The following is a 24,743-nucleotide window of genomic DNA, read 5'->3' as shown; positions in this document are numbered from 1 at the left end:
CGGTGGCCTCACGAGCCGAGGCGACGCCCCGAGCCTGCCCACGTCAGGCGCACCGCACCCTCGCCAGCCGGCCTCGGGACCTGCATGTCCGCACAGATCACACATTGACTTAGGTTGATGTTCTGCTTACAGTCACCAACGAAATACCGAAAGTTTACCGAAAAGTAGCCCGGGGGTCCGGCCACCTTCCGCAGGTCGCCACGCAGCGACGGCGGCCTGGCGTCGGTCCACTCCGGCGTGAACCAGGAGGAACCCCAGCGATGTCGCAGCTCGTCCTGTTCGCGATCGACATCTGCGCGGTGGCGCTGCTCGTCTTCGGGCTCTACTTCCCCCGGCACCGCCGGCGCGACCTGGTCGTCGCCTACCTGGGGGTCAACGTCGGCGTCCTCGCGGTGGCGAGCGCGCTGAGCGCCAGTGACGTCGGGGCCGGGCTCGGGCTGGGGCTGGCGCTGTTCGGAGTGCTCTCCATCATCCGACTCCGGTCGACGGAGCTCGACCAGCACGAGGTCGCGTACTACTTCTCCGCTCTCGCACTGGGCATTCTCGGCGCACTCAGCACCACCTCGGTCTGGCTCAGCGGAGGTCTGATGGCACTCATCGTCGCGGTGATGTTCATCGGCGATCACCGAAGGCTGCTCCGGCACTACCGGCACCAGATCATGGTGCTCGACTCCGCCGTCACCGATCACGTCGCTCTCGTCGCCCAGCTGGAGCAACTGCTCAACGCCCGGGTGCACAACGCCATCGTCCAGCGGCTCGACATGGTCAACGAGACCACGGTGGTCGACGTCCGATACTCGGTCGCCCGGCGCAGCGCGGCGACCGGCACCAGCAAGTCGGTACGGGCCGGAGCGCTCCGATGAACGCGCCACCGCTGGCGACGCTGGCGCCGATCGCACTCGCCGAGGTGATCGACCGGGCGGCGCTGCAGTGCAGGGTGGACCGCAAGTACGTCATCGCGGTCGACGAGTTGCCGCATCTGCTGGACCAGCTCACCCCGTACGCCCGGGTGCTGGACATCGATGGTGCCCGCAGCTTCCGGTACGAGTCCGTGTACTTCGACACGCCCTGTCTGGCCAGCTACCACTGCGCCGCGTACCGGCGGCGCAGGCGCTTCAAGGTACGGACCCGGACCTACCTCGACTCCGCCCAGTGCTGGCTTGAAGTGAAGATCAGCGGCGCACGCGGACGGGTCACCAAACACCGACTGCCGTATCTCGCCGAGGACCGCCGCACCGTCCGGTCCGGGCGCGGGTTCGTCAACGAGGTGCTCGACCGGGAGTTGATCCTGTCCAATCTCAGCGGCAGCCCGCTCGAGCCGGTGCTTGTCACCAGCTACCGTCGCTCCACTCTGCTGCTGCCCGCGACCGCGAGCCGGGTCACCATCGACACCGGGCTCACCTGGCAGGACGGTGACCAAACCCTGCGACTGCCCGGCATCGCCGTGGTCGAGACCAAGACCAGCTCGGCCCCTTCGCTGGTCGACCGTGCGCTGTGGCAGCGCGGGACCCGGCCCGTACGCATCTCGAAGTACGCCACCGGTCTCGCGGCACTCCGCCTGGACCTTCCCGATGTGCCGTGGCGTCGGACGCTACGCCGCCATTTCCGCGCCGACCCGTCCTCGGCGCTCCTGGAGTTGCCCGTTCCCACCCGATCAGAACAGGAGGCATCGTGCGCATGACCACCCGCAACACCGGTCTTCCGGTGGCGGCCCTTCGTGCCGCCGGGATCGCCGCCACCGCCGTGTTCGTCGCAGGCCTCCTCGTGGTGTCCTCACCACCGGCCGGCGCCGAACCCGTTGCCGCCGCTGCCCAGGTCGCCCAACCGGTGACCGAACTCCCCGCCGGCACCCCGGCCGCCGATGCCGCGGCAGACGACCTGGCCGGCGACATCACCTTCTCGGTGCCCAGCGGCACCTTCCGGGGGGAGGTGCCGGTGACGCTGAGCAGCACGGTCAGCGGTGCCCAGATCCGCTACACCACCAACGGGCAGCCACCCACCGCCCAGTCGTCGCTCTATTCGGGCTCGGCGCTGCGCTTCACCCGCACCACCCAGTTGCGGGCACAGGCGTTCGTCGGCCAGACGCCGACGGGCGCGCCCGGCACCGCCATGTACGCCGCCCAGAACGTCACCACCGCCCACGACCTGCCGGTGGTACTGATCGACTCGTACGGTGCCGGCCGGCCAGACCGTGAGTACTTCGACGCCACCACCATGATCTTCGAACCGACGGGCGGCGGCACCACGTCGTTGGCGGCCGCCCCGACGCTCAGCACCCGGGCCGGATTCCGGCTGCGCGGCAACTCGTCGGCGACGTTCGAGAAGACGCCGTTCCGCGTCGAGTTCTGGGACAACGAGGACGACGACGCCGACCACCCGGTGCTGGGCATGCCCGCCGACTCCGACTGGGTGTTGCGCGGCCCGTTCCCCGACAAGGCGCTGATCCGTGAGGCTCTCGTCTACGACCTCGGGCGCGAGATGGGGCTGCCCGCCCCGCGCTACGCGTTCGCCGAGTTCTACCTCAACACGGACGCCGCACCGGTGGGTGCCAGCGACTACATGGGCGTCTACATGTTCATGGAGACGATCAAGAACTCCAAGGACCGCCTCGACCTCAAGCAGTTGGACTCCGACGACGTGACACTGCCGAAGATCCAGGGCGGGTACATCTGGAAATTCGAGTGGATGGCGGCCGAGGAGCCGACGTTGCCGTGCACCGGGCCGGCGGCCACCTGCTGGAACTACCTTGAGGTAGCCGACCCGTCGCCCCTGCAACCGCAGCAACGGGACTGGCTGCGCGGTCACCTCCAGGAGTTCAACGACGTGCTGCACTCGTCGAACTTCGCCGACCCGATCACCGGATACCGCAAGTACATCGACGTCGACTCCTTCATCGACCTCATGATCGTCAACGAGCTGAGCCGGGAGATGGACGCCTACGTCCGCAGCTCGCACTTCTACAAGGACCGGGACAGCAAGATCTTCGCGGGTCCGCTGTGGGACTTCGACCTCAGCTTCGGCGTCGGTGGATTCTTCGCCAACGACCAGGTGTCGGGCTGGCAGCACCAGCAGACCCGGCAGCCGTCGGCCAACGACTGGTTCGCCCAGTTACTGCGCGACCCCGCGTTCGTCAACCAGGCCCGATCGCGCTGGCAGACGCTGCGACGGGGCCTGCTCTCCGACGCCGCGCTCCAGACTCGGATCAATGCTCTCGCGGCCCCGCTGACCAACGCGGCCCAGCGCAACTTCCAACGCTGGCCCAACCTGACGGCACCGACGGTCAGCTTCTTCCGCACCCCGACCTCGCCCACCTGGCAGGGGCAGGTCCAGGTCATGCGGGACTGGTTGCTGCGACGCGCCGCCTGGCTGGACTCCACCGCCGGCTGGGGTGGTTCCGTCACCACGCCACCGCCCACCACGCCACCGCCCACCACGCCACCGCCCACCACCCCACCGCCCACCACCCCACCGCCCACCACGCCACCGCCGGCGGCCGGCTGCACCGCGACGTACGCGCTGACCAGCCAGTGGACCGGCGGCTTCCAGGGCGAGGTACGGGTCACCGCGGGAACCTCGGCGATCAGCAACTGGACCGTGACGTGGACCTTCGCTGGTGGCCAGAGCATCAGCCAGGCCTGGAACGCGACAGTCACGAGCCAGGGGTCGGCGGTCACCGCCCGCAACGTCGCCTACAACGGGGCACTGGGCGCCGGCGCGAGCACCGCGTTCGGGTTCCTCGGCTCGTCGAGCGGCACGCCCAGTACACCGGCGCTGACCTGCACGGCGAGCTGACCAGCCGAAGGCCCGGGGCCGGGTCGACGATCGACCCGGCCCCGGGCGCCGGTCACCTGATGGAGAATTCCGCCAGCCGCAGCGGGGAGTCGAACACCAGGTACACGTCGTGGTTGCCGACGGCCCGGGCCAACTCGGTGCTGGTGCTGACGTACCGGTAGTTGTCGCCGGTGCTGGGCACGGTGGCCGTGCCGAGCAGCCGGCCGGTGGGCGACCCCATCCGGATCTGGATCGTGCCGACGCCCGCACCGGCCTTGGCGACCTTCGCGGTGAAGGTGCGCGCGTCGGCTCGCAGCGCGGAACCGTCGAAGGAGATCCACTGACCGGCGGCTGTGGCACCGACCGCCGTACCGCTGGGTTTCGTCTCGTCGACGAGCCGGACGCCCGCGTACCTGTCGAAGGTCTCCGCCCTGGTGGGCCGGGACAGGTCGCGGGCCGGGATGGTCTCACCGCGGACCCGGACCGCGGCGCGGGCCCGGATGTCCTCGACGGACGCCCCGACCATCAGGTCGTGGACGGACGACTCGACCACCCACCTGCTGCGGGTGACGTCCCAGTGCGCCAGGTCGGCGGCGGGCAGGCGCAAGGTCACCGTACGAGTCTGCCCGGGCGCGAGTTCCACCTGCTGGAACGCCTTGAGCTGGCGGATCGGGGTGGTGTCCCGCGAGGTGCGCTGGTGGGTGTAGAGCTGAACGACCTCGGTCCCCGCCCGACTGCCGACGTTTGTCACGTCCACACTGGCCGTGATGGTGCCGTCGGCCGCGACCGACTGCGCACCGGCCCGCAGCTGGCCGTACCGGAAGCGGGTGTACGACAGCCCGTGGCCGAACGGGTAGAGCGGCTTCGCGCGGCTGTACAGGTAGGTCTGCCCGGACGAGATGATGTCGTACTCCAGCAGGTCCGGCGGTAGTTGCGAGTCCGAGCGGTACCAGGTCTGGGTGAGCCGGCCGGACGGGTTGCGGTCACCGAAGAGAACGTCGGCGACGGCGTGACCGGTCTCCGCGCCGGCGTGGGTGGTCCAGACGATTGCCGGCACGTGCTCCTGCTCCCATCGGATGGTGACCGGGTAGCTGGTCTGGAGCACGAGCACGGTCCGCGGGTTGGCCCTCGCCACGGCCTTGACCAGCGCCTCCTGGCCGGCGCTCAGCGCCGTTGAGGTCCGGTCGTGCGCCTCGCGGCCGTTGATGAACGGGTTACTGCCGACCACAAGCACGGCGGTGTCGGCCGCCTTGGCTGCCGCCACGGCCCGGTCGATTCCGCTGCTGATCACCTCGCGACTGAAGTGGGTCGCGGCGGCCGGGGTCGATGCGCCGAGCTTGAGGGCGCCGTCGTCGCCGATGGTCACGTACGTGTCGGCGCCGAACCAGCTCTCCTTGGTCTCGTAGCCGACGTAGCGCAGCACCACTGTTCCGTCGGCCTGCGGCTCCAGCTTGAACTGCTGCTGGACGTACCAACCGTTCGGCTGCTCGTCACGGGTGAGGAACGGCCCCCAGTTGTAGCCGAGGTAACGGCCGTTGGCGGCGTTGCGCAACGTCACCACATCCTGCCCCCAGTCGACCACGTCGAACTGGGCGACGAGCGCCGGGGTGGCGCCGGTCCCGAGGACGCGGTCGGCGTCGGTGGTGCCGGTGGCCGAGACGTACCGGCCGGTCGACACGTCCTTCAGCGCGATCCGGTCCGCCCCGTCGAGCCCGCTCACACTGGCCGAGCTGCCCAGCCGTTCGCGGATGCCGTCGAGCGCCGTCACCTGGTACGGCAGGTCGCCGCCGTACCAGTCCGAGTAGAGGGTGTCGGCCAGCGGGCCGAGCACCGCCACCTTGCGGGTCCGGGCCGGGTCCAGCGGTAGCGCCTGCCGCTCGTTCTTCAGCAGCACCATCGCCTCGCCGGCGGCCTGCCGGGCCAGTCGCTGGTGTTCGGGGCTGTTGATGACGTCCGGGGTGATGCCGCCGTACCGGCCGCCGCCCGGGTCGAACTCACCCAACCGGAACCGGACGTTCAGGATCTCGCGGATCCGGGCGTCGATGTCCGCCTCGGTGAGCAGGCCGGTCGCGAGGGCCTGCTTGATGGCGGTGATGGTGGGCTGCGCGTTGGTGTCGTCGGTGATGAAGCTGTTGAGGCCGGCCTTGATGATCGCGGCGTTGCCCTCGGCCTGGGTGGCGTAGTACCCCTGCGAGGCGACGAGGTTGTTCGGCGCCCAGGCGTCCGTGACGTTCATCAGCGGCTGGTCGGTCCAGTCGCGTACCACGGTGGCCAGGTCCGGGTCCACTGTGGCCGGACGGCCGTTGACGAGGTTGTACGCGGCCATCATCCCGGTCGCCGCGTCGGCGGCGATGGCCGGTTTGAAGGCGGCGCGGTCGTACTCGTTGAGCACCCGAGGCGGCACGTTCGAGGAGGTCACATCGCGTCGGACCTCGTTGTTGTAGGCCAGGTAGTGCTTGAGGGTCGGCGCGCTCTTCAGGTGGTTGGGGTCACCGCCGGTCATCCCCGACCCGTACGCGGTGGAGATCTCGGCGGTGAGCAGCGGGTCCTCGGAGTAGCCCTCCTCGTTGCGGCCCCACCGGGGGTCGCGCAGCAGGTTGACCACCGGCGCCCAGAGGTTGAGCCCCCAGACCCGGGGGTTCTGCGCGTGGTAGCCGCGCGCCTCGTCGCCGACGGCCGATCCGACCTGCCGGATCAGGTCGGTGTTCCAGGTGCTCGCCATGCCCACCGGCTGTGGGAAGACGGTGCCGCGAGCCTTGACCACCGCGCCGTTGTTGTCGATGTCGGTGGACCAGGCCACCCCGTGCAGCGCCTCGGTGCCGGTCTTGAACAGGCCGATGCCCAGCCGGGGAATGGCCGGCTGGTACTGGTGCAGCCAGGAGATCTTCTCGTCCTGGGTGAGCCGGCCGAGCAGGTCGTCGACCCGGACGTTCACGGGCAGGCGGGGATCTCGGAACGGGTAGGTGGGTTCGGCGAGCGCGGTGCCGGGAACGGCCGGTAGGGCTAGCAGGGCAAGCGCGAGCGCGGTGATTCCGCGCCGAAGGCGCCAGTTCCGCATGCGGTTCTCCTCATGTCGTACGACAGACGCCCAGCGGGGCGCCGAGACCGGCGTGACCAGGCTCGACACCCGGCTGACGGGCCTGAACGACGAATCGTCGAAGCGCTTCGACGACCCGGCCGCGTCACCACGGCCATGATTGTTGTGATCCGCGCAACTATAGATGCACGCCAATGACTGGGCAATACCTGCTCCCTCCGTCGACAAACCGTCGGACAGGCGGAGAGGGAGAAAGGTCGTATGATTTCCCACAGGAGGACCAATGATGCGGGGCGGGGCGTCGATGCTGGGGATAGCCGCGTCGCAGTGGCGCGTACGGCTGCGCCGGTCGCTGGCCCTGCTCTCGATGATCGCCGTCGCGGTAGCCGGGTTCACAGTGCTCACCGGGGCCGCTGTGACCTCCCGACTGGATGCGGTGGGCACGGTCAGCGCCAACTACCGCCCGGTCTACGACCTGCTGGTACGCCCCAAGGACGCGGTGCTGCCGCTGGAGCAGGAGCGCAATCTGGTCCAGTCGGGCCAGTTGGCCGGCATGCGTGGCGGCATCACCCACGATCAGTGGCACGAGATCCAGGCGGTGCGCGGGGTGTCGGTGGCGGCACCTGTCGCGATGGTCGGGTACGTGATGCGCACGGTGCCCGTGACTGTCGACCTGTCGGATCACCTTGACCCGACCGCCGAGCGTCAGGTGTTGCGGGTCCAGCCGACCTGGGCGACGGACGCGGGGCTGAGCCAGATCCCGGACGGGCCGGCGTTTCTGTACGCGACGCGCAATCGGTTGGACGTGGTGCCGAACAGCGAACTGAAGAGCGGCGGGGGCCTGCCACCGCCGGAGGAGGTCGACGCCGACGGCCAGCGGGTGAAGATCTGCCCAGCAGCTCCGGCCATCACCGCCGAGGAGTGGCTCGCACCGACCGACCTTCGAGCCCGATCGTCGTTGACGTGCGTCGGTGGCATGGGTTCGACGGATCGCGAGGGAAAGGCGATGCGGCCGACAGTCACGTTGGCATGGACGGTGCCGTTCCTGATGGCCGCGGTCGACCCGGAGTCGGAGGCCGCGCTGGCGGGGCTGGACCAGGCCGTCACCTCAGGCCGATACTTCACCTCGGCGGAAGCGCCGACCTCACGACGGCTGGACGGAATGCCGTACCCCTACTCGGTGCTCCCGATCCTCGTCGCGGACCGACCCCAGGTCGACAGGACGCTCAACGTCACAGTGCAGCGCCTGAACTCCGACGCGCCCGAGCTGGTCCGGAGATCCGCCGACGACCAGCGGCTCCGCGCCGCTCTAGTCAACGAGTCCGGCACGCCGGTCGCCCAACGGGCGATGTCGTTCGAAGAGCCGTACCAGAACCTGCTCGACCGGATGCTCCGTCCCGACGACCTCGGCGTCGAGTACGACCTGGCAACGTCGAACACCAGGTGGCTCGACCAGTTCTGGACCGTCGGACCGCCGAAGAGGGTGCGGGCCGGAAACGGTCTGCGGGCCCAGCCAGATCCGTACGACCTGAAGATCTGGGGTCAGGGCGCCGACGACGGCGGGTCGTCCCGGCACGTGCCGATGGAGTTCGCCGACACCAGCGTGCGCAGCGAGGTGGCCGTCCATCGGAACCTGGCGCACGGTTACGAGGAGCAGCCGGGGGACGTGAGCATGCCCGATGCCGCGCTGGGCGCGGTGGGCACCTTCGACCCCGCCAAGGTTTCGCTGGGCAGCGCGCTGTCGGCCGTGCCTATGGACACGTACTTCAACCCGGGCGCCGAGGGCGCCGACGAAGCGTCACGGCAGGCGCTGGGCGGCCGACGGCTGGCCCCGAACTCGAACGTCACCGGCCTGCTCAGCCAACCACCGCTGATGCTCACCACCATGGCGGCCCTGCCAGCCATCTTCGACCCCGGCGCGTACAGCACCGAGCCCAGCTACCCGGAGTACCAGCTCAACACCACCTCACCGATCAGCGTGGTGCGAGTCCGGCTGGCCGGAGACGTCGGCATCGACCCGGTCTCCCGCGAGCGGGTCCGGCTGATCGCCGAGGAGATCGCGCAACGCACCGGCCTGCAGGTCGACATCACCCTGGGGTCGTCACCCACCGCGGTGACTGTGCACTACCCGGCGGGCAACTACGGCCGGCCCGACCTCGCCGTGGCCGAGCCCTGGGTACAGAAGGGCGTCGCGTCCGTGCTCGTCCGCGCGGCCGACCGCAAGAGCGTGCTGCTGTCCGTCCTGGTGCTCGGGGTGTGCGCGCTGGCGGTGCTCAACGCAAACACCGCCGCCATCCGCGCCAGACGCACCGAGTTCGGCATCCTCACCTGCCTCGGATGGGGCCGACGGCACCTCCTCCAGTTGATGTTCATCGAGATCGTCGGCATCGGTCTCGCCGCGGGCATCGCGGGCACCGGGCTGGCGCTCGGGATCGCGTTTGGTCTCGGGCTCAACATCGCCTGGATCCACACCCTGCTCGCCGTACCTGCAGCGATGGCCCTTGCCCTGCTCGCCGGCGGCTGGCCGGCCTGGCGGGCCGCCCGGCCGGACCCCGGCGAGATCATCCGCCCCGCCGTCCCGGGTTTCGCCCTCCGCCGGCAGGCGCCGCGCCGGCTGGTCACCCTCGCCCTGGCCAACCTTGCCCGCACACCCGGTCGGACCGCGCTCGGCGCGCTGAGTCTGATGATCGGGGTGGCCGCGCTGACCATGTTGTTGGCCATCACGTTCGCGTTCCGTGGGGCGATCACCGGCACCCTGCTCGGTGACGCCATCACCCTCCAGGCCCGCACCGTCGATCACATCGCGGTGGCGGTCACGATCATGCTGGGCATCGTCTCGGTCGCTGACGTGCTCTATCTCAACATCTCCGAACGCGCGGCCGAGTTCGCCCTGTTCGGTGCCGTCGGCTGGACCGACGCCATGCTGAACCGGCTGGTCATCATCGAGGCCATCGGCATGGGTGCCATCGGCGGCACGCTCGGTGCCGCTGCCGGCCTTGGCGCGGCGGCGGCCTTCACCGGGGGCGTCACCGTTCCAATCCTCTGGTGTTCCGGAGCCGCCCTGGTGTTCGGCGTCGCCGTCTCCGCTCTGTCGGTGGTGGTGCCGATCGCCGTGCTCCGCCGACTGCCCACCGCCCACCTGCTCGCCGAGGGGTGAGCGGCAAAGGAGTAGGTCCGATGGAACGGACGTCAGCTGCGGCGTCGAGCACGGTCACCATGCCGCTTGTGTGTCTCACCCGGGTACGGAAGTCATTCCCGCTGCCCGACGGTGCACCGCTGGTGGCGGTGAACGACGTCAGCCTCGCGATCGCCGCCGGGACCGCTATCGCGATGACCGGGCCGAGCGGCTCGGGCAAGTCGACGCTCCTGCACCTGATCGGCGCCATCGAACGGAGTGACGGTGGCAGCATCGAGGTCGGCGGTCAGGAGGTGACCGGCCTGTCCGGCCGGGGGTTGGCGGCCTACCGGCGGCGGGTCGGCTTCGTGTTCCAACGGTTCCACCTGCTGCCCACGCTCACCGCCCTGGACAACGTCATGGCACCGCTGATCCCGTTCCGCACCGATTTCGACAAGGTCGCCCGCGCCCATGAGCTGCTGGCGATGGTGGGGCTCGCCGACCGGGCCGCCGCCCTGCCGTCGCGGCTCTCCGGCGGGCAGCAGCAACGGGTCGCCATCGCCCGGGCACTGATCAACCAACCGACCCTGTTGCTGGCCGACGAACCCACCGGCAATCTCGACAGTCAGACCGGCACCGCGATCGTCGACCTCTTGCTGAGGCTGCGCGACGAGCAGGGCACGACTCTCATCATGGCCACCCATGACACAGCTATCGCCGCACGCTGCGACCGAGCCGTCCAGATGCGGGACGGGCGCCTCACGTCATAGCTGACGGTTCACCAGCGGTAGAGCACGTTCAGGGTCAGCGCGGCCACCACGGTGACGAAGAATACGGCCGGGCCCACCAGCTGACGGGAGCCGACGCGCAGGTGCGCGATCAGCGCGCCGATGAAGTACAGCACCAGCCCAGCGGCGGCGAGAGTGCCCAGCGGCGGTACGGCGAAGCCGGCCAGCAGCCCCGACGAGCCTGCCGCCAGCGCCACGCCCAACCGCGGTACCCACGAGCGCGGCACGCGCTTCATGTCCGCCTGCGCCTTCGGGTAGTCGTGGCCGATCAGGTAGGTGACGGCGGCGAAGCCGGTGAAGACCGACGCCAGAATGGTGACCGTGACGTAGGCAGCGAACATTTTTCCTCCGTTGTGGTTGCTCGCCACCTGGACGATCTGACGCGGCGGAATGTGACGGCTCCGGGATGTTCCGCGATCAGCTCGCTGGTCGCAGCGAGCCGAACCGCACGCCGGTGGCCTGCTCGGACAGCTCCCACAGACGCCGGCCGTGCTCCGGGTCCGTCGCCGCCGCGGAGAGTTTCGCCGGCGCGGGATGGCCGCGTAGTTCGCCAGGCCCGCCGGGGGCGACGAGTTGGCCCGGCTGCGCCCCCGGGTCGGTGGCGGCGAACAGTTGCGGCCAGACGCCGCGGTCGACAGGCTGGGCGAGGAGCGGGTTGCCGATGCGGCCCAGCAGCAGCCGCCAGATCGGTGTGGTGCCACTGCTCTGCAGGTTCGTCGCGGTGTAGCCGGGGTGGGCGAGGAAGCTGCGCAGCGGGCTGGCCGCGGCGCTGAGCCGCCGGTGCAGTTCGTAGCCGAAGATGGCGTTGGCCAGCTTGGACGTGTTGTAGAAGCCCATCGGGGAGTAGCCCCGCTCGCCGGTCGGGTCGCCGAAGCGCACCTTGGCCTGCCGGTGGTTGACCGAGGTGACAGTGACAACCCGCGGATCCCGGCCGGCCAGCAGGAGGTCGAGCAGGAGCCCGGTGAGAGCGAAGTGCCCGAGGTGGTTGGTGGCGAACTGCAAGCCGCCGGCTGAGCGGCACCCTGCGCGGGTCAGCGCGGTTTCAGCGCCCTTTCAGGCTGCTCAATACGTTCGCGGCATGACATTCAAACGTTCCACGCGCACCAGGCGCGGGACTGCCGTGCTGGCGATGATCGCTGTCACCGCGGCAAGCGTGCTCTTCGGTGAGCCCGCGTTGGCCGATCCCGTCCCCGTCCCCGTCCCTCAGGCAGCGCTCACCGACCGGGCCTTCGGCCAGGTCGCCGAGATCCATCTCCAGGGCGCCGCTCGGATCACCACCGTCGTGCTGTCGGCCGAGTTCGCTCAGTGGCACCGTCTGCACCCGAACGCCACGGCCGAACAGGCACAGACCCAGCTCACCGCACGCCAGCAGCTGCTCGACGAATCGCTGACCACGTTCGACCTCCTGCTGCCGGAACAGGACCTGCTGCTCAAGTCCGTCGACATCCTGCTCGGCGCGCCCGGCGGGGAAACCCGAACCTCGCCGGAGATCACCGGCCTGGTCGGGGCCGTGATCGGCAAGACTGTCGAGCCGTGGGACACCCGCGAGGAACTCGCCTCCGGCGCGCTGCGGACCGCCCAGTGGCTGCGCGGCCGTGACGACGCTCTCGCCGCGGTGTGGTCCGCGGTCCGACAGGCAGCGGCAGCCAGCGCCTCCGTCGCCACCGCCTGGAACGCCGTCCTCGGCGAGCCGATCGGGGTGGACATCACCAACACCTACGAGGAGCTCCGGCAGGATGCCGGACTTTCGCATGTCGACCTCGACGCGATCCTGGCGCTGCGGGACGACTCGGTGGCGTACGTCGCGGCGGCCAAGCAGCAGCTGGCCTCCCTGCACGCTGAGCTGCTCGGCCTGAGCCTGGAGATCCGTCTCGAGATCGGCGAGAACAACAGCAAGTGCCCGCCGGAAGGGCCGCCGAGCGCCGCGTGCACCGCGGCGGCCAAGAAGGCCGCCGAGGACCGGGACAAGGATCGGCAGCAGACGATCTCCGACATCAGGGCCGGGGTGGGCATGGTCTCCACCATCATCGGGTTCGCCGACCCCGCCGCCGGCAAGAAGTCCAAGGTGATCGGGGAGGCGGTCCTCACCACGATCAGCGCGATCTCCAAGTACGCGGCGGCGATCACCGGCCGCGGGCTCGCGGGCTCGATCTTCAGCACCGCGACGTTGGCGATGACCGGCAACGTCTTCGGTGCCGTGATGTCGATCGTCGGGCTCTTCGGCAGCAGCGGACCGTCGCTGGACGCACAGATCCTGGCTCAGGTCAAAGCGTTGCGCGACGAGGTGCGGGCCCTCGGCGACGAGATGCGCGCCAGCTTCGCGCGGGTCGAGGCCCAGATCAACACGGTGTACGCGAACATGATGGCCCAGTTCGACAAGTTGAACGCCGCGATCGCCGGCAACACCGCGCAGATCACCCTCGTCCAGCAGCAGGTCGCCCAGCTCGGCCTGCGCCTGGAGGACATCGCCGCCACAGTGCTGGCCGCGATCGGCGACGCCACCCTGCACGACGCCCGCGCCGACATCAACAAGTACATCGGCTACCTGGAGAACTTCGGTCAACCGATCCCGACGTACGGCGAGTTCGTCGGCCCGGAGAACGAGTTCCACCTGACCTCGACACAGCTGGCCAGCGGCGCCGCCTTCGTGGTGCCCCGGACCGACGCCGACAACCCGGCGGTCGACCCGACCACAGTGCTCAACAGCTTCGGCGAGGCCCGGTCGATCAACTACCTGGCTCGGGTCGCCAGCGGACGTGACCCCTCGATGGTCGAACCGTCGACGCCGGTCGGCAACCCGACGGTGTGGAACCTCGGCGCGCAGTCGTACGCCATGTTGATGCTGCAGAACCCGACGTACGCCGCCCAGGTCAGCGCCGGCCGCGCCGCGCAGATCGAGGCGGAGGGCACCCGCATCGCCGACCTCGCGGCCAGCTTCGGTCGACCGGCCAACGGCAACGCCAACGGCCTGATCACCGGGCTGGTCAACGAGTACGTCGCCGCCACCAATGAGCTGTCGACCGCGCTGACCGCCTTCCGGACCAACGAGGTCCAGGTCCGCTACGAGCCGGACGCCAACGGCGTACAGGTGAAGACGCCCAAGAACTACGACCTGTTCTGGGACACCGACAAGCCACTCGCGCCGGCGCCGGCGAAGGCCGACGAGACGACGGTGCCCTCGTGCAGCGGCACCAGGCAGATCGACCGGCCCAGCAACGTTCGCTACGACCTGATGTCGAACATGGTGCGGGCACTCCAGTACGCCTACACGCCGCGCCTCGACGAGCCGCCGGCGGGTGTACGGGAGTTGCCCGAGGTCGGCCACTGCTACACGCCGAGTTGGGTCTACACACGTACGACCGGCTACGGCACCGGAGTGATCCGCCACTACGGCAAGCTGCGGTTGCAGATCCACAGCCGGTTCCGGCTGAACTCGTCCACGGCCTGGCAGAACTCCCGGACCGCCGACTACACCTGGCCCGACGAGCAGGTCTACCAGGTCGACTGCGAGTTCTTCAACTGTGACAGCGAGACCACGCCCGAGCAGGGCCTGACCCCGAAGTGGCCGTCCGGCCGGTACGCCTTCGCGAGCGGCGCGACGGTCGTGAACAACACGGCGCTGGACACCACGCTGACCCCGACCCTGCGCGGTTTCCTCCAGGCCCGGCAGAAGTCCATGTACGACCGGGTACGGGACCAGAGCACCCAGGTCAGCGGGCCGGTGCCCACCGCCCTGAAGAAGGTGAACACGGCGGCGCGGCTGCTCCAGGCGTACACCCGGTTGGGTCTGCCCAACGCCCTCGACTCGGACGACGTGTTGTCCGCGAACCTGTTCGGGCAGTACCAGATTCCGGTGAACATGCCGACGGACGCCAAGATCGGTAACGCCTACGCCAAGGCGAGCGGGAACTACACCCTCTGCGGGCCCACGCCGTGCTCGCTCGACCCCAGCCGCCCACTGCGCGACCAGGTCAGCCTCAAGGTGCCCTGCGAGCCCGCTGTCGACTCGTCCAACCTTCCCGGTGACCCACTGGGTGACTGTCTGATCACCAGCGCGCGGTCCCGCGCCAACACGCTCATGCAGCGGTACGAGGTGTGGGCGGACCAGATGTCCGCAGGTCTGCACCGCGAGCGGGTGCCGTGGATGAACGACACCCTCACGGGCCTGCGCATCACCACACGCCTGACCCACGCCAACTGACCCAGGGGCGTTGCCGGCGTCTCCGGGCGCCGGCAACGCCTTGTGTCAGGTTCGGTGATGATCACCACGTTCGGTGAACTCTCCCCTGACGGAAGGGTAGGTTCGCTGTCGGCTCTCAGAGCGAGGCCGCATGGCTCCCCCGGCGACTGTGACGCGTCCGGGCAATGACGGCCTGAAGCCGCTCAAACGGCTGTCGCTGATCGGCGAGTAGCTGCCCGAGTTGTGTGCGTCCACGGGACGTCCGAGTGGAAATGGCTGTATGTCTCCTGTGCTGTCCGCGGTCAACCGGCCGCGTCTGTCCCGTCCGTCCTGGTTGTCGCCGAAGGTGTTCCGCACCGAGGTCCTCGCCGGTCTGGTCGTCGCCCTGGCGTTGATCCCGGAGGCGATCTCGTTCTCGATCCTCGCCGGTGTCGACCCCCGCGTGGGACTGTTCGCCTCGTTCACGATGGCAGTCACCATCGCGATCTGCGGAGGACGTCCGGCGATGATCTCCGCCGCGACCGGGGCCATCGCCCTCGTCGTCGGGCCGCTGGCGAAGGAACACGGGCTGGACTACCTGATCGCGGCGGTAATCCTCGGCGGCGCGATCCAGATCCTGCTCGCCGTGCTCGGCGTGGCGAAGCTGATGCGGTTCATCCCGCGCAGCGTCATGGTGGGTTTCGTCAACGCCCTGGCCATCCTCATCTTCGCCGCCCAGGTCCCGCACCTGCTCGGCGTGCCGTGGCTGGTCTACCCGCTCGTCGCCGTCGCCCTGGCGATCATGGTGGGGCTCCCCCGGCTCACCCGCGCCATCCCGGCGCCACTGGTCGCCATCGTGGTCCTGACCCTGGTCACCGTCTTCGCCAGCGTGGCGGTGCCGACCGTCGGCGACGAGGGAGCCCTGCCGGACAGCCTGCCCACCCTAGGCCTGCCGCAGATCCCCTGGACCATGAACACCCTCACCCTTGTCGCCCCCTACGCCCTGGGGATCGCGCTGGTCGGGCTGATGGAGTCGCTGATGACGGCCAAGCTCGTCGACGACATCACCGACACCCCCTCCAGCAAGACGCGCGAGTCCTGGGGTCAGGGCGTGGCCAACATCGTCACCGGCTTCTTCGGCGGCATGGGTGGCTGCGCCATGATCGGCCAGACGATGATCAACGTGAAGGCGTCCGGCGCCCGTACCCGGCTGTCGACGTTCCTGGCCGGCGTGTTCCTGCTGGTCCTGGTCGTCGCGCTCGGCGACGTCGTGGCGGTGATTCCGATGGCTGCCCTGGTCGCCGTGATGATCATCGTGGCGGTGTCGACGTTCGACTGGCACTCCGTCGCCCCGGCCACGCTCAAGCGGATGCCGTACGGCGAGACGATCGTCATGGTCGCGACCGTCGCCACCACCCTGGCCACCCACAACCTCGCCATCGGCGTCGTGGTCGGCGTCCTCACCGCCATGGTGATCTTCGCGCGGCGGGTGGCCCACCTGGTCGAGGTCACCAGCGTCCTGGACCCGGACGGCACCACACGGATCTACTCGGTGCGCGGCGAGCTGTTCTTCGCCTCCAGCAACGACCTGGTGGGCCAGTTCGACTACGCGAACGACCCCGAGACAGTGGTCATCGACATGACCCACGCCCACGTCTGGGACGCCTCATCCGTCGCCGCCCTCGACGCCATCACGCAGAAGTACGCCACCCGCGGCAAGACCGTCGAGATCATCGAACTGAACAAGCCCAGCGCCCGCATCCACGACACCCTCGCCGGTCAGCTCGGCGTCGGCCACTGATGGCCACCACCAGCCGGGAAACCGAGCCGGAGCAGCACGTCTCCGGCTCGGCCACCGGCCGCCTCATGCAGATCGGCGAGGCCGCCGAACGGGTCGGGCTGAGCATCCGCACCATCCGCCACTACGAGGAAGCCGGCCTGATCGTCCCCTCCGCCCGCAGCGAGGGCGGCTTCCGCCTCTACACCGAACCCGACCTCGACCGCCTCGCCGTCGTCAAACGCATGAAACCCCTCGGCTTCACCCTCGACGAGATGCGGGACCTCCTCACCGTCCTGGACGCCCTCGACACCACCACCGGCGCCGACCGCGCCGCCCTGCTCGACCGGCTCGCCATGTTCCACACCGCCGCCACCACCCGCGTCACCGCCCTGCGCGACCAACTCGCCACGGCCGAAGGTTTCGCCGACACGCTCCGCGCCGAAATCGACCACCATGAACGCCCACCTGTCTGAACCTTGGGCCGTGGCGACCGGTTGGCAAGCTTGCCGAGCGTCAGGCTTGCATCCGGTACCCAGGTACACGCTTACCGTCGTCGGTATGACCACTGACTCCCAGGCGTGGGTGCCCGAGTCGTGCACCTTGCCAAGCGGACAACGGCCGCTGCGGCTCGCCGAATTCGACGACCTGTTCGCCACCGCCCTGCTGGCGCAGCAGCGGCTGTCCCCCACCGAACTGCTGTGGCGTCTCGGCCCGACCGCCGAGGCGACCGCCCGTGACCTCATCGGCCGGGAAAGCTGCTGCTGCTCGTTCTTCTCGTTCACCCTCGCCGCCGACACCGGCACGCTGCGCCTCGACGTGCGGGTGCCGGCCGCGCACGTCGACGTCCTCGACACGCTCGCGCTGCGAGCCGCCGCCGGGATGACGGCATGAGCGGATTACGCAGCGGCCAGGTCGCCGCCGCAGCCGGGGTGAACGCGCAGACGCTGCGCTACTACGAACGCCGCGGACTGCTCGCCGAACCAGACCGAAGTCTGGGCGGGCACCGCCTCTACCCAGCCGAAGCGGTCACAGTGCTGAGGGTGATCAAAGCGGCCCAGCGGCTCGGGTTCACCCTCGACGAGGTCGCCGAACTCCTCGACGCGGGCCAGCACCGGCACGGTCGCCACCCCGACGCCGGCCTACGGGTCCGCGCCCAGGCAAAGCTCGCCGAGGTCGAGGCGAAGATCGCTGACTTGCAGGTCATCGCCGGCACACTGCGCGCTGCGGTGGAGGCCGGCTGCGACGACCTCGTCGAGTGCGCCGGCCAGCCGTGCTGCCCCATCCCCTTCGCCACCATCGCTCCAGGAGGTGCCTGTTCGGCCAGGTCACCGGCATGATCGGGGGCTGCGGGCACATCGGTACGGTCCACGCATGACCGTCGTCCGCTCGATCCTGCTGTTCGTCGTCGCCGCCCTGTTCGAGATCGGCGGGGCGTGGCTGATCTGGCAGGGCTGGCGCGAGCACCGCGGCCTGTGGTGGATCGCCGCCGGAGTCATCGCCCTCGGCGCGTACGGATTCGTCGCCACCTTCCAGCCCGACCCGAACTTCGGGCGCATCCTCGCCGCCTACGGCGGCGTGTTCGTGGCCGGATCCCTCGCCTGGGGCGTGATCGTCGACAAGTTCCGGCCCGACCGGTGGGACGTCATCGGCGCCGGCATCTGCCTGATCGGCGTCGCCTTGATCATGTACGCGCCGCGTTCGGCAGGCGGCTCCTGATCGCCACGAAGACCAGCGGGCCCGAAGTCCCCTGGCAATTCGACCCGGGAACCTGGGCATCAGAGCGGTCCTGCACGCTCAGCCCTCGCCACGGCACAGGCTTTGCCCCAGGTCGTAGCGTGGCAGGGTGGCAGCACCCCGCATGGCACCGCCGTCAGGGATGGGCCGCCGGCTGACGTTCCTTTTCGCGTTGGCCGCGGGAGTGGCCGTCGGCAATCTGTACTGGGCCCAGCCACTGCTCGGCTTTATCGCAGGCGATCTACGCGTCACGACCGCGACGGCCGGCTGGCTGGTCACCGCGACGCAGCTCGGGTACGCCGTCGGTGTGCTGCTGCTCGTACCGCTCGGTGACGTCCTGGACCGCCGCCGGTTCGTCCCGATCATGCTGCTGACCTCGGCCGCCGCACTGCTGCTGTGCGCGCTGGCGCCGTCGATCGGCGTACTCCTGCTCGCACTCGGCGTGCTCGGCGTGACGACGATTTCCGGGCAGATCCTCACTCCGCTCGCCGCAGACCTTGCCGGCGACGCCCAGCGCGGTCGGATCGTCGGCGTCGTCGGATCCGGGACCCTCACCGGCATCCTGGCCTCCCGCACGATCAGCGGCCTCGTCGCCGACGCCGCCGGGTGGCGGACGATCTTCGCCCTCGCCGCGGTCCTCGCCGTCCTGCTCGCGATCGTGCTCCACCGCGCGATTCCACCGCTGGCACCACGGACACGCATGCCCTACGCGCAGCTCATCGCCTCGGTCGGCGCGGTGGTCGTGCGCGAGCGGGCGGCCCGATGGACGCTGGTCCTCGGCGCCACCGGATTCGCCGCGTTCTCGCTGTTCTGGACGGCGCTGACGTTCCTCCTCAGCAGCCCGCCGTTCCGGTACCCGGTGGCGGTGATCGGGTTGTTCGGGTTGGCCGGACTCGCCGGTGTCCTGTCCGGCCTACGCGGCGGACGGCTGCACGACCGCGGCTGGTCGCTTCCGGCCACCGGCGCGGCCTGGATACTGGCCCTCACAGCCTTCGTCGTCGCGGCGTTCGCCGTACGGTCCGTCGTCCTCCTCATCATCGTGATCGTCATGCTCGACGTCGCCCTCCAGACGCAGGCCCTGCTGAACCGGGCGCGACTGTTCGCCCTCTCTCACGAGGCCCGGAGCCGGCTCAACACCGCGCTGGCCACCGGCAACTTCGTCGGCGCCGCCATCGGCTCCGCCGCCGCGACCGCGCTCTGGTCCGCGGGCGGCTGGACAGCGGTCACCATCGCGGGAACGGCGCTCTGCTGCTTCGCGCTCATCGTGTGGGCGCTGGGACGTCGTGGTCCACTCGTGATCCGCGTTGCCCCGCCGGAGAACGCAATTCAGGGGGCGCGGCCGATTGGCCATGCCCCCTGAATATCGCTGGTGCGCCGCCAGGGACTCGAACCCCGAACCCGCGGATTAAGAGTCCGCTGCTCTGCCAGTTGAGCTAGCGGCGCTCGTCGGCAACGGGACGAGACGTTAGCACGGTGCCGGGAGATGCTGTCGCCGGTGCTGGGCACGACGGCCGGGTCCGGCAGCCGGCCAGGTCCGGTTGATCAAGCGGGTACGCTCGTTACTGCTGCCTGCTGCGCTGACCAGCGCCGAACGGCCGGCTCGGCCGCGAGCCCGCAGTGGATCCGAAGAACCTCGCGCCGCTCCAGGGGGAAGTAGCCAGGTGAGCACCCATTCGATGTTGTTGTTCGTGCTCGCCGCTGTCGCGGTCATCGTCGTCGTGCGGTGGGTGGCGGCCCGCACCGGTCTGCCGGCCGCGGCGCTTCTGCCGCTCATCGGCATCGTGTACGCGCTGCTCCCCGGCCCCAACATCGGCCTTGATCCCGACCTTGTGCTCATGATCGTGCTGCCGCCGTTGCTTTACAGCGCCGCACTGGACTCCTCACTGTTGGACATCCGCCGGAACCTGCGCATCGTGGTCAGCTTGTCCGTGCTGCTGGTGCTCCTCACCGGGGTGCTGGTCGGCATCGGGTTCCACCTGTTCGTCGCCGGGGCGACGCTCGCTGCCGGGATCGCGGTCGGCGCCGCCATCGCGCCGCCCGACCCGGTGGCCGCCCTGGCGGTGGGCCGCCGAGTGAACCTGCCACCGAAGATGGTCACGATCATTCAGGGCGAGGGGCTGCTCAACGACGCCACCGCGCTGACGATGCTCAGCGTCGCGGTGGCCGCCGCGGTGGGTGGTGAGTTCTCGTTTCCGTCCGCTGTTGCCCAGTTCGTGCTGGCGGCGGTCGGCGGGGTCGCCGTGGGAGCGGCCGTGGCCTGGCTGGTACGTCTGGCCCGACCGTTCACCGCGGACCCACTGTTGTCGAATGCCATCTCGCTCGCGACACCGTTCGTGGCCTACCTGTTGGGCGAGGAACTGCACGTCTCCGGGGTGCTCGCCGTGGTTATCGCCGGGCTGATCGTTGGTCACAAGACGCCGCAGCTCACCTCGGGGGCCGCCCGGTTGCAGACCAGCGCGGTGTGGCGGTTGGTCGACTTCCTCCTCGAAGGCTTCGTCTTCCTGCTCATCGGCCAGCAGCTTCCCGAAGTCGTCAAGGGCCTACGTCAGTACGACAGGTCGACCATCGTCATCGCTGTCGCGGTATCGGTCGGCGTGGTGCTCCTGCTGCGCCCCGCGTGGCTGGTTATGACCCAGTCCCTCCCCCGGTCGCTGCACACCCGGCTGGGCGGCATCTCCGAGCAGGACGCCCCCGACGAACCCGGGAGCGCCCGGCGGATCGAGCGCGCTGACCGCAACGCCCGCCGGCTCACCTCCCGTGAAGTGGTGGCACTGAGCTGGTCCGGCACCCGTGGCGTGATCAGTCTGGCCGCGATCTTCACCCTGCCGTTGACCACCAACAGCGGCGCACCCTTTCCCGACCGTGACCTCCTGCTGTTCTGCACCTTCGTGGTCGTCCTGGTGACACTCGTCGGGCAGGGCCTGACGTTCGCGCCGCTCGTGCGGATGCTGGGCCTGCGCGCCAACGAAACCGACCAGGCCCGCGTACGCAACGAGGCCCGCTCGGCGGCGGTCGAGGCCGCCCTGGCCCGCCTCGACGAGGTTGCCGCCGTGGAGCCGGACAGCGCGGTGGCCGTCAACACCACCCGTACGCAACTGCTGGCCCGACTGGCGCGCTACCGCGGGCGGCTGGACCTTCTGGAGCAGAGCGGCTCATCCGAGCTGCCCACCTCACCGGAGTACGAGGCGGCTCTTCGTGTCCGGCGGACAGCCATCGACGCGCAGCGCGAGGAGCTCGTGCGCTGGCGCGACTCCGGCCGACTGCCGGACGAGGAACTCCGCGTCCTGGAACGTGAACTCGATCACGAGGAGCTGCTACTGCCGAGGCGGGCTTCCAGCTGACGTCAACGTGCCAACTGGTGCAGGATCACCGGATCCTTGATCTTCTTGTCGGCGGCCAACAGCAACGCCTTGCTGATGATCTCGCCGAGCCGGCTGTCGCCCTCGAAGGGCAGGAACATCTCCGGTCCCTTCGCCTTCGCCGAGTCGGGGATGATGCACAGGTACCGATCCTCCGGGGCGATCAGGATGTTGCCCGAGCCGCAGTGGATGCGGTACGTGTGCAGGTCACCCCGTACTTCGAGGAACCGGTCGGTGAACGTGCACCGGTTGGCGATCGCCAGTCGGGGAATCAGCTCGGCCAGCACCTCCCGGCGAGTCTTAGCGGTCGGGGTGAGGTCGCCGAAGCTGCTCTGCGACCAGTAGTCGCGGTACCGGCCCTGGGGACCACCGTCGTACCAGTTCGGGTCGTTGCCCACCCCGGCCGCGGCAACGAACAGGTCGACGTCGCGCATCACCTCACTCAGCACGACCGCCGGAACCTCCTCCAGCGGCACCGGCGTACGTTCCCCCCGGACGAACACCAGTTGGTCGGTCCCCATCGTGTCGAACATCAGGTCGTCGCCCTGATCCTCGATCCCGGCGATGTGCAGCACGGCGCGCAGCTCCCAGTCCGGAAGGGCCAGCCAGGGGTCCTGGTAGCTCGCGCCGTCGTTGCGGTGTCGAACGTGCGACCAGCCGCGCCGGGACAGCAGCGCGATGAGACGGTGCTGGCGCACGATGTGCGCGGCGAACCGGTTGGAGTATGTGCCCGTGGCCCGTTCCGCGTCGGTCAGCAGGTACTGCTCGCGGTGCGCCTGCTTGAACGGCTGGGTGATCGTGTGCCGGGCCAGGAAGTTCCGCCAGGCCAGGACCGTGGTCGGATCGTCGACCGGGTGCCACAGCCTCACCATGGCGTCGCCGGCGGGCTCGAACACCGTGTCGTCCACGGTCCGCAGGGCGTCGCCGCCCCAGCAGCAGGCGACGCCGTCGACGGTCCAGATCAGCCGTCGGGTCAGGGTCCGGGCCAACGGGTGGTCCAGGAACCGCTCCCGCCACTGCTCGACGGTCCACGTACGGTTGCGCCGCAGCAGCCCTTCCAGGCGGTCGCGGGTCCCGATCAGCGTGGCACCGACATCCGCGACTGTGGCCTTCAGCTCCTTCAACTCCTCGCCGTGGTCCTTGCGCACCTGCGCCGGAGGCGCCTTGACCACCTTGCCGTCGGAGTTGCGCCACACCACGACGGCGTCGACGCCGCGCACCTCGACCTCGTACGAGCTGTCACCCAGCTTGTCCGCGAGCGGCAGCCCGAAACCGGGCAGCGCCATCTCCTCGACGTCCTCTCGACCGATGCCGAGCGCCTCGGCGTGCTTGGTCAGGCCCTTCTCGACAATGCGAAGCGTGCTCTTGTAGGTCAGCCGCGACGCCAGCCGCGCCAGTTGCGCGAGGGCGGCGGGGTGATCGGTGTCGACGAGCACCGCGACCGCGACGTTCGCCAGCTTCGGGCTCGACGGACCGTGGCCGGGAACCTTGCGGGCGGCCCGTTCCGCGATGTGGCCGAGGCTGCGCAGGGTCTCCTCCGACGGCGGGCACATCGCTCGCGTCCAGAGCAGGCCCCACAGCACCCCGACGTTGTGGCGGTCGGCCAGCCGCGGCGGGAAATCTTCGATGTGACCGGGGCAGCAGGTGGTCATCCGCAGCGGCAGACTGCGCGGCAGACCCACCAGCGGAAGCCAGTCGTCGAGCCGATCGGTGAACTCGTCGACGCCGACCGCGTCGAGCAGAACCCGGGCGCTCTTCTGCCAGGCGGCCGTCGGCCGCGCCTTGTCCGCACCGAGCAGGCAGTGGGCAAGCAACGCCTGCCACCTGGATCGGCGCTCCTGCGGCATCGCCTCGATGTCCGCGACGGCCCGGTCAGCCCACTGCTCGCCGATGTTGACGGTCGGCCACATCGCCTCGCCCTCGTCGCCCATGTCCGAGTGGACGCGCTCGATCCGCGTCCGCCGCCAGGTCGCCAGCGCCGCCGGGTGCGAACGCCCGGCGAGGTGCTCGGCTTGTAGCGACTCCCGGGTGAAGCTCACAAGCGACGCGCTCCACCGTCCGAATCCCAGCCACGCCTGACCGCCCAGCCGCTCCAGCCAGCCGGATCCAGTCAACCCGCCGGCCGAGCACAGAGCGCGGATCAGCCCGTTGCGCCCGTCGCTGTCCTGCCCCGGCACCGCCAATGCGTCGAACACCAACTGCCGCGCCTGCACCGGCTGGACGGCCAGGAGCTGCTTCGCCCGCTCCCAGACCTCGCCGCGGGCGACGTCCCACAAGGTGTTCCGGCTGTGGGGTAACCGCGGCAGATTGTCGATCACTGTCATCGCCGCGGCGGCCCGCCGGTCGTCATCCGCCCCATCACCATTCAGCGCCGCGACGGCGGCGGCGAGTTCCTCGGCCCGCTGTGTGGCGTCCGGCAGCAGTTCGATCTGCGGGGACGCCAGCTCGTACGGTCCGGCCGGGTCGTTGAGCGCCGCGAGCAGCGCCGGCCCGGTGCCGTCCGGTGCCCAGCCGCACACCATGCTCACCCGATTGACGAAGTCCCGCCCGTCGATCTCGTTGAGGGCGTCACCGCCCCGCTCGCACCACCCCCTGACCGTGGTGATCACGTCACGCAGCGCCTGCTCCGGGTCGTACGTGTCCATCAGCCACCCACCAGCGGGACGAGCTTGAGGAACGTGATCCGGGACCCCGCGTGCAGGTGGACCTTGTCGTCCAGGGCCGTCACCTGCCGGTCGTCGACCAGCACCACGAAGCCGTTGCGGCCGAACGCCTCGAGCGTCGCCCGGGTCCGCTCCTCCGGATCGACGTGCCCGCCGGACTCCGCGACCTCCAGAAAGACCCGCCGCCGAATCAACTCGCCGAGGCGTACCTCTTCCTCGAAGATGTCCATGGTCCACTCAGGACCGCTCGGCGCTCCGGTCACTTCATCGGCGATTGTGATCATCGGCATGGCGCCGAGGCTAACCGAGCACCCCGACAGCGTTCCGCTCTCGTTGC

The 24,743-nt window shown here is 69.6% G+C and carries 18 protein-coding genes and 1 tRNA gene; 13 read left to right on the top strand and 6 right to left on the bottom strand.

All coding sequences use genetic code 11. The features are described from left to right. Positions 1-260 precede the first annotated feature (260 nt). Genes MED15_RS16835 through MED15_RS16825 form a run of 3 tightly spaced genes read left to right on the top strand, consistent with a single transcriptional unit; the run spans position 261 to position 3,792 of the window. Positions 261-863, top strand: coding sequence for a DUF4956 domain-containing protein (locus tag MED15_RS16835; protein ID WP_112698898.1), 603 nt, complete (start codon positions 261-263; stop codon positions 861-863). Then, positions 860-1,681, top strand: a complete 822-nt coding sequence (locus MED15_RS16830; protein ID WP_112736140.1) for a polyphosphate polymerase domain-containing protein — start codon at positions 860-862, stop codon at positions 1,679-1,681. Before MED15_RS16835 ends, MED15_RS16830 begins: the two co-directional genes overlap by 4 nt. After that, positions 1,678-3,792 carry a CotH kinase family protein gene (locus MED15_RS16825; RefSeq protein WP_112736298.1) on the top strand — a complete coding sequence of 705 codons (2,115 nt, stop codon included), beginning with the start codon at positions 1,678-1,680 and terminating at the stop codon, positions 3,790-3,792. The genes MED15_RS16830 and MED15_RS16825 overlap by 4 nt, the downstream gene beginning before the upstream one ends. Before the next feature lie 52 nt (positions 3,793-3,844). Here the strand turns inward: MED15_RS16825 and MED15_RS16820 are convergent, their stop codons facing one another. Further along, positions 3,845-6,829: a glycoside hydrolase family 3 protein gene (locus MED15_RS16820; protein WP_112736138.1), complete on the bottom strand. Its 2,985-nt coding sequence runs from the start codon at positions 6,827-6,829 to the stop codon at positions 3,845-3,847. Between the two features lie 262 nt (positions 6,830-7,091). On the opposite strand from MED15_RS16820, the gene MED15_RS16815 reads away from it, so the two are divergent. Both MED15_RS16815 and MED15_RS16810 read left to right on the top strand, forming a co-directional pair. After that, positions 7,092-9,965, top strand: a complete 2,874-nt coding sequence (locus MED15_RS16815) for an FtsX-like permease family protein (protein WP_112736136.1) — start codon at positions 7,092-7,094, stop codon at positions 9,963-9,965. A 20-nt stretch (positions 9,966-9,985) separates the two neighbouring features. Beyond that, positions 9,986-10,693, top strand: a complete 708-nt coding sequence (locus tag MED15_RS16810) for an ABC transporter ATP-binding protein (RefSeq protein ID WP_112725606.1) — start codon at positions 9,986-9,988, stop codon at positions 10,691-10,693. A gap of 8 nt (positions 10,694-10,701) precedes the next feature. Here MED15_RS16810 and MED15_RS16805 read toward each other — a convergent pair whose 3' ends face one another. Together MED15_RS16805 and MED15_RS16800 are read right to left on the bottom strand one after the other, a co-directional pair. Next, positions 10,702-11,052, bottom strand: coding sequence for a DoxX family protein (locus MED15_RS16805; RefSeq protein ID WP_112725607.1), 351 nt, complete (start codon positions 11,050-11,052; stop codon positions 10,702-10,704). A gap of 76 nt (positions 11,053-11,128) precedes the next feature. Then, on the bottom strand, positions 11,129-11,713 hold the full coding sequence (locus tag MED15_RS16800) for an SDR family NAD(P)-dependent oxidoreductase (RefSeq protein WP_181541732.1): 585 nt from the start codon (positions 11,711-11,713) through the stop codon (positions 11,129-11,131). A gap of 76 nt (positions 11,714-11,789) precedes the next feature. On the opposite strand from MED15_RS16800, the gene MED15_RS16795 reads away from it, so the two are divergent. From MED15_RS16795 to MED15_RS16765, 7 genes are all read left to right on the top strand, one after another. Further along, positions 11,790-14,912, top strand: a complete 3,123-nt coding sequence (locus MED15_RS16795) for a hypothetical protein (protein WP_146766724.1) — start codon at positions 11,790-11,792, stop codon at positions 14,910-14,912. Positions 14,913-15,171: 259 nt separating this feature from the next. Continuing rightward, the gene (locus MED15_RS16790; protein ID WP_112736132.1) at positions 15,172-16,671 is read left to right on the top strand and encodes a SulP family inorganic anion transporter; all 1,500 of its coding nucleotides are present in this window, start codon (positions 15,172-15,174) and stop codon (positions 16,669-16,671) included. Further along, positions 16,671-17,123 carry a MerR family transcriptional regulator gene (locus MED15_RS16785; protein ID WP_112582165.1) on the top strand — a complete coding sequence of 151 codons (453 nt, stop codon included), beginning with the start codon at positions 16,671-16,673 and terminating at the stop codon, positions 17,121-17,123. The genes MED15_RS16790 and MED15_RS16785 overlap by 1 nt, the downstream gene beginning before the upstream one ends. Positions 17,124-17,208: 85 nt before the next feature. Next, complete coding sequence (locus tag MED15_RS16780; RefSeq protein ID WP_112736130.1) at positions 17,209-17,541, top strand: hypothetical protein; 333 nt, start codon at positions 17,209-17,211, stop codon at positions 17,539-17,541. Then, complete coding sequence (locus tag MED15_RS16775) at positions 17,538-17,987, top strand: MerR family transcriptional regulator (RefSeq protein WP_112582168.1); 450 nt, start codon at positions 17,538-17,540, stop codon at positions 17,985-17,987. The genes MED15_RS16780 and MED15_RS16775 overlap by 4 nt, the downstream gene beginning before the upstream one ends. Before the next feature lie 34 nt (positions 17,988-18,021). Beyond that, complete coding sequence (locus MED15_RS16770; protein ID WP_112582170.1) at positions 18,022-18,366, top strand: YnfA family protein; 345 nt, start codon at positions 18,022-18,024, stop codon at positions 18,364-18,366. A gap of 127 nt (positions 18,367-18,493) precedes the next feature. Beyond that, positions 18,494-19,744 (top strand): MFS transporter, encoded by a 1,251-nt coding sequence (locus MED15_RS16765; protein WP_244220478.1) that lies wholly within the window; start codon positions 18,494-18,496, stop codon positions 19,742-19,744. Positions 19,745-19,751: 7 nt separating this feature from the next. Here MED15_RS16765 and MED15_RS16760 read toward each other — a convergent pair. Then, a tRNA-Lys gene (locus MED15_RS16760) sits at positions 19,752-19,827 on the bottom strand. 233 nt (positions 19,828-20,060) lie between these two features. On the opposite strand from MED15_RS16760, the gene MED15_RS16755 reads away from it, so the two are divergent. Beyond that, on the top strand, positions 20,061-21,725 hold the full coding sequence (locus MED15_RS16755) for a Na+/H+ antiporter (protein ID WP_112736126.1): 1,665 nt from the start codon (positions 20,061-20,063) through the stop codon (positions 21,723-21,725). A 2-nt stretch (positions 21,726-21,727) separates the two neighbouring features. Here the strand turns inward: MED15_RS16755 and MED15_RS16750 are convergent, their stop codons facing one another. Next, positions 21,728-24,388, bottom strand: a complete 2,661-nt coding sequence (locus MED15_RS16750; protein WP_112736124.1) for a DUF4132 domain-containing protein — start codon at positions 24,386-24,388, stop codon at positions 21,728-21,730. After that, positions 24,388-24,696, bottom strand: a complete 309-nt coding sequence (locus tag MED15_RS16745) for a hypothetical protein (protein WP_112605750.1) — start codon at positions 24,694-24,696, stop codon at positions 24,388-24,390. The genes MED15_RS16750 and MED15_RS16745 overlap by 1 nt, the downstream gene beginning before the upstream one ends. Positions 24,697-24,743 lie beyond the last annotated feature (47 nt).

This window comes from Micromonospora noduli (genome assembly GCF_003264475.1).
GTDB lineage: Bacteria > Actinomycetota > Actinomycetes > Mycobacteriales > Micromonosporaceae > Micromonospora > Micromonospora noduli.
This window is presented reverse-complemented; position numbering and strand designations above follow the sequence as displayed.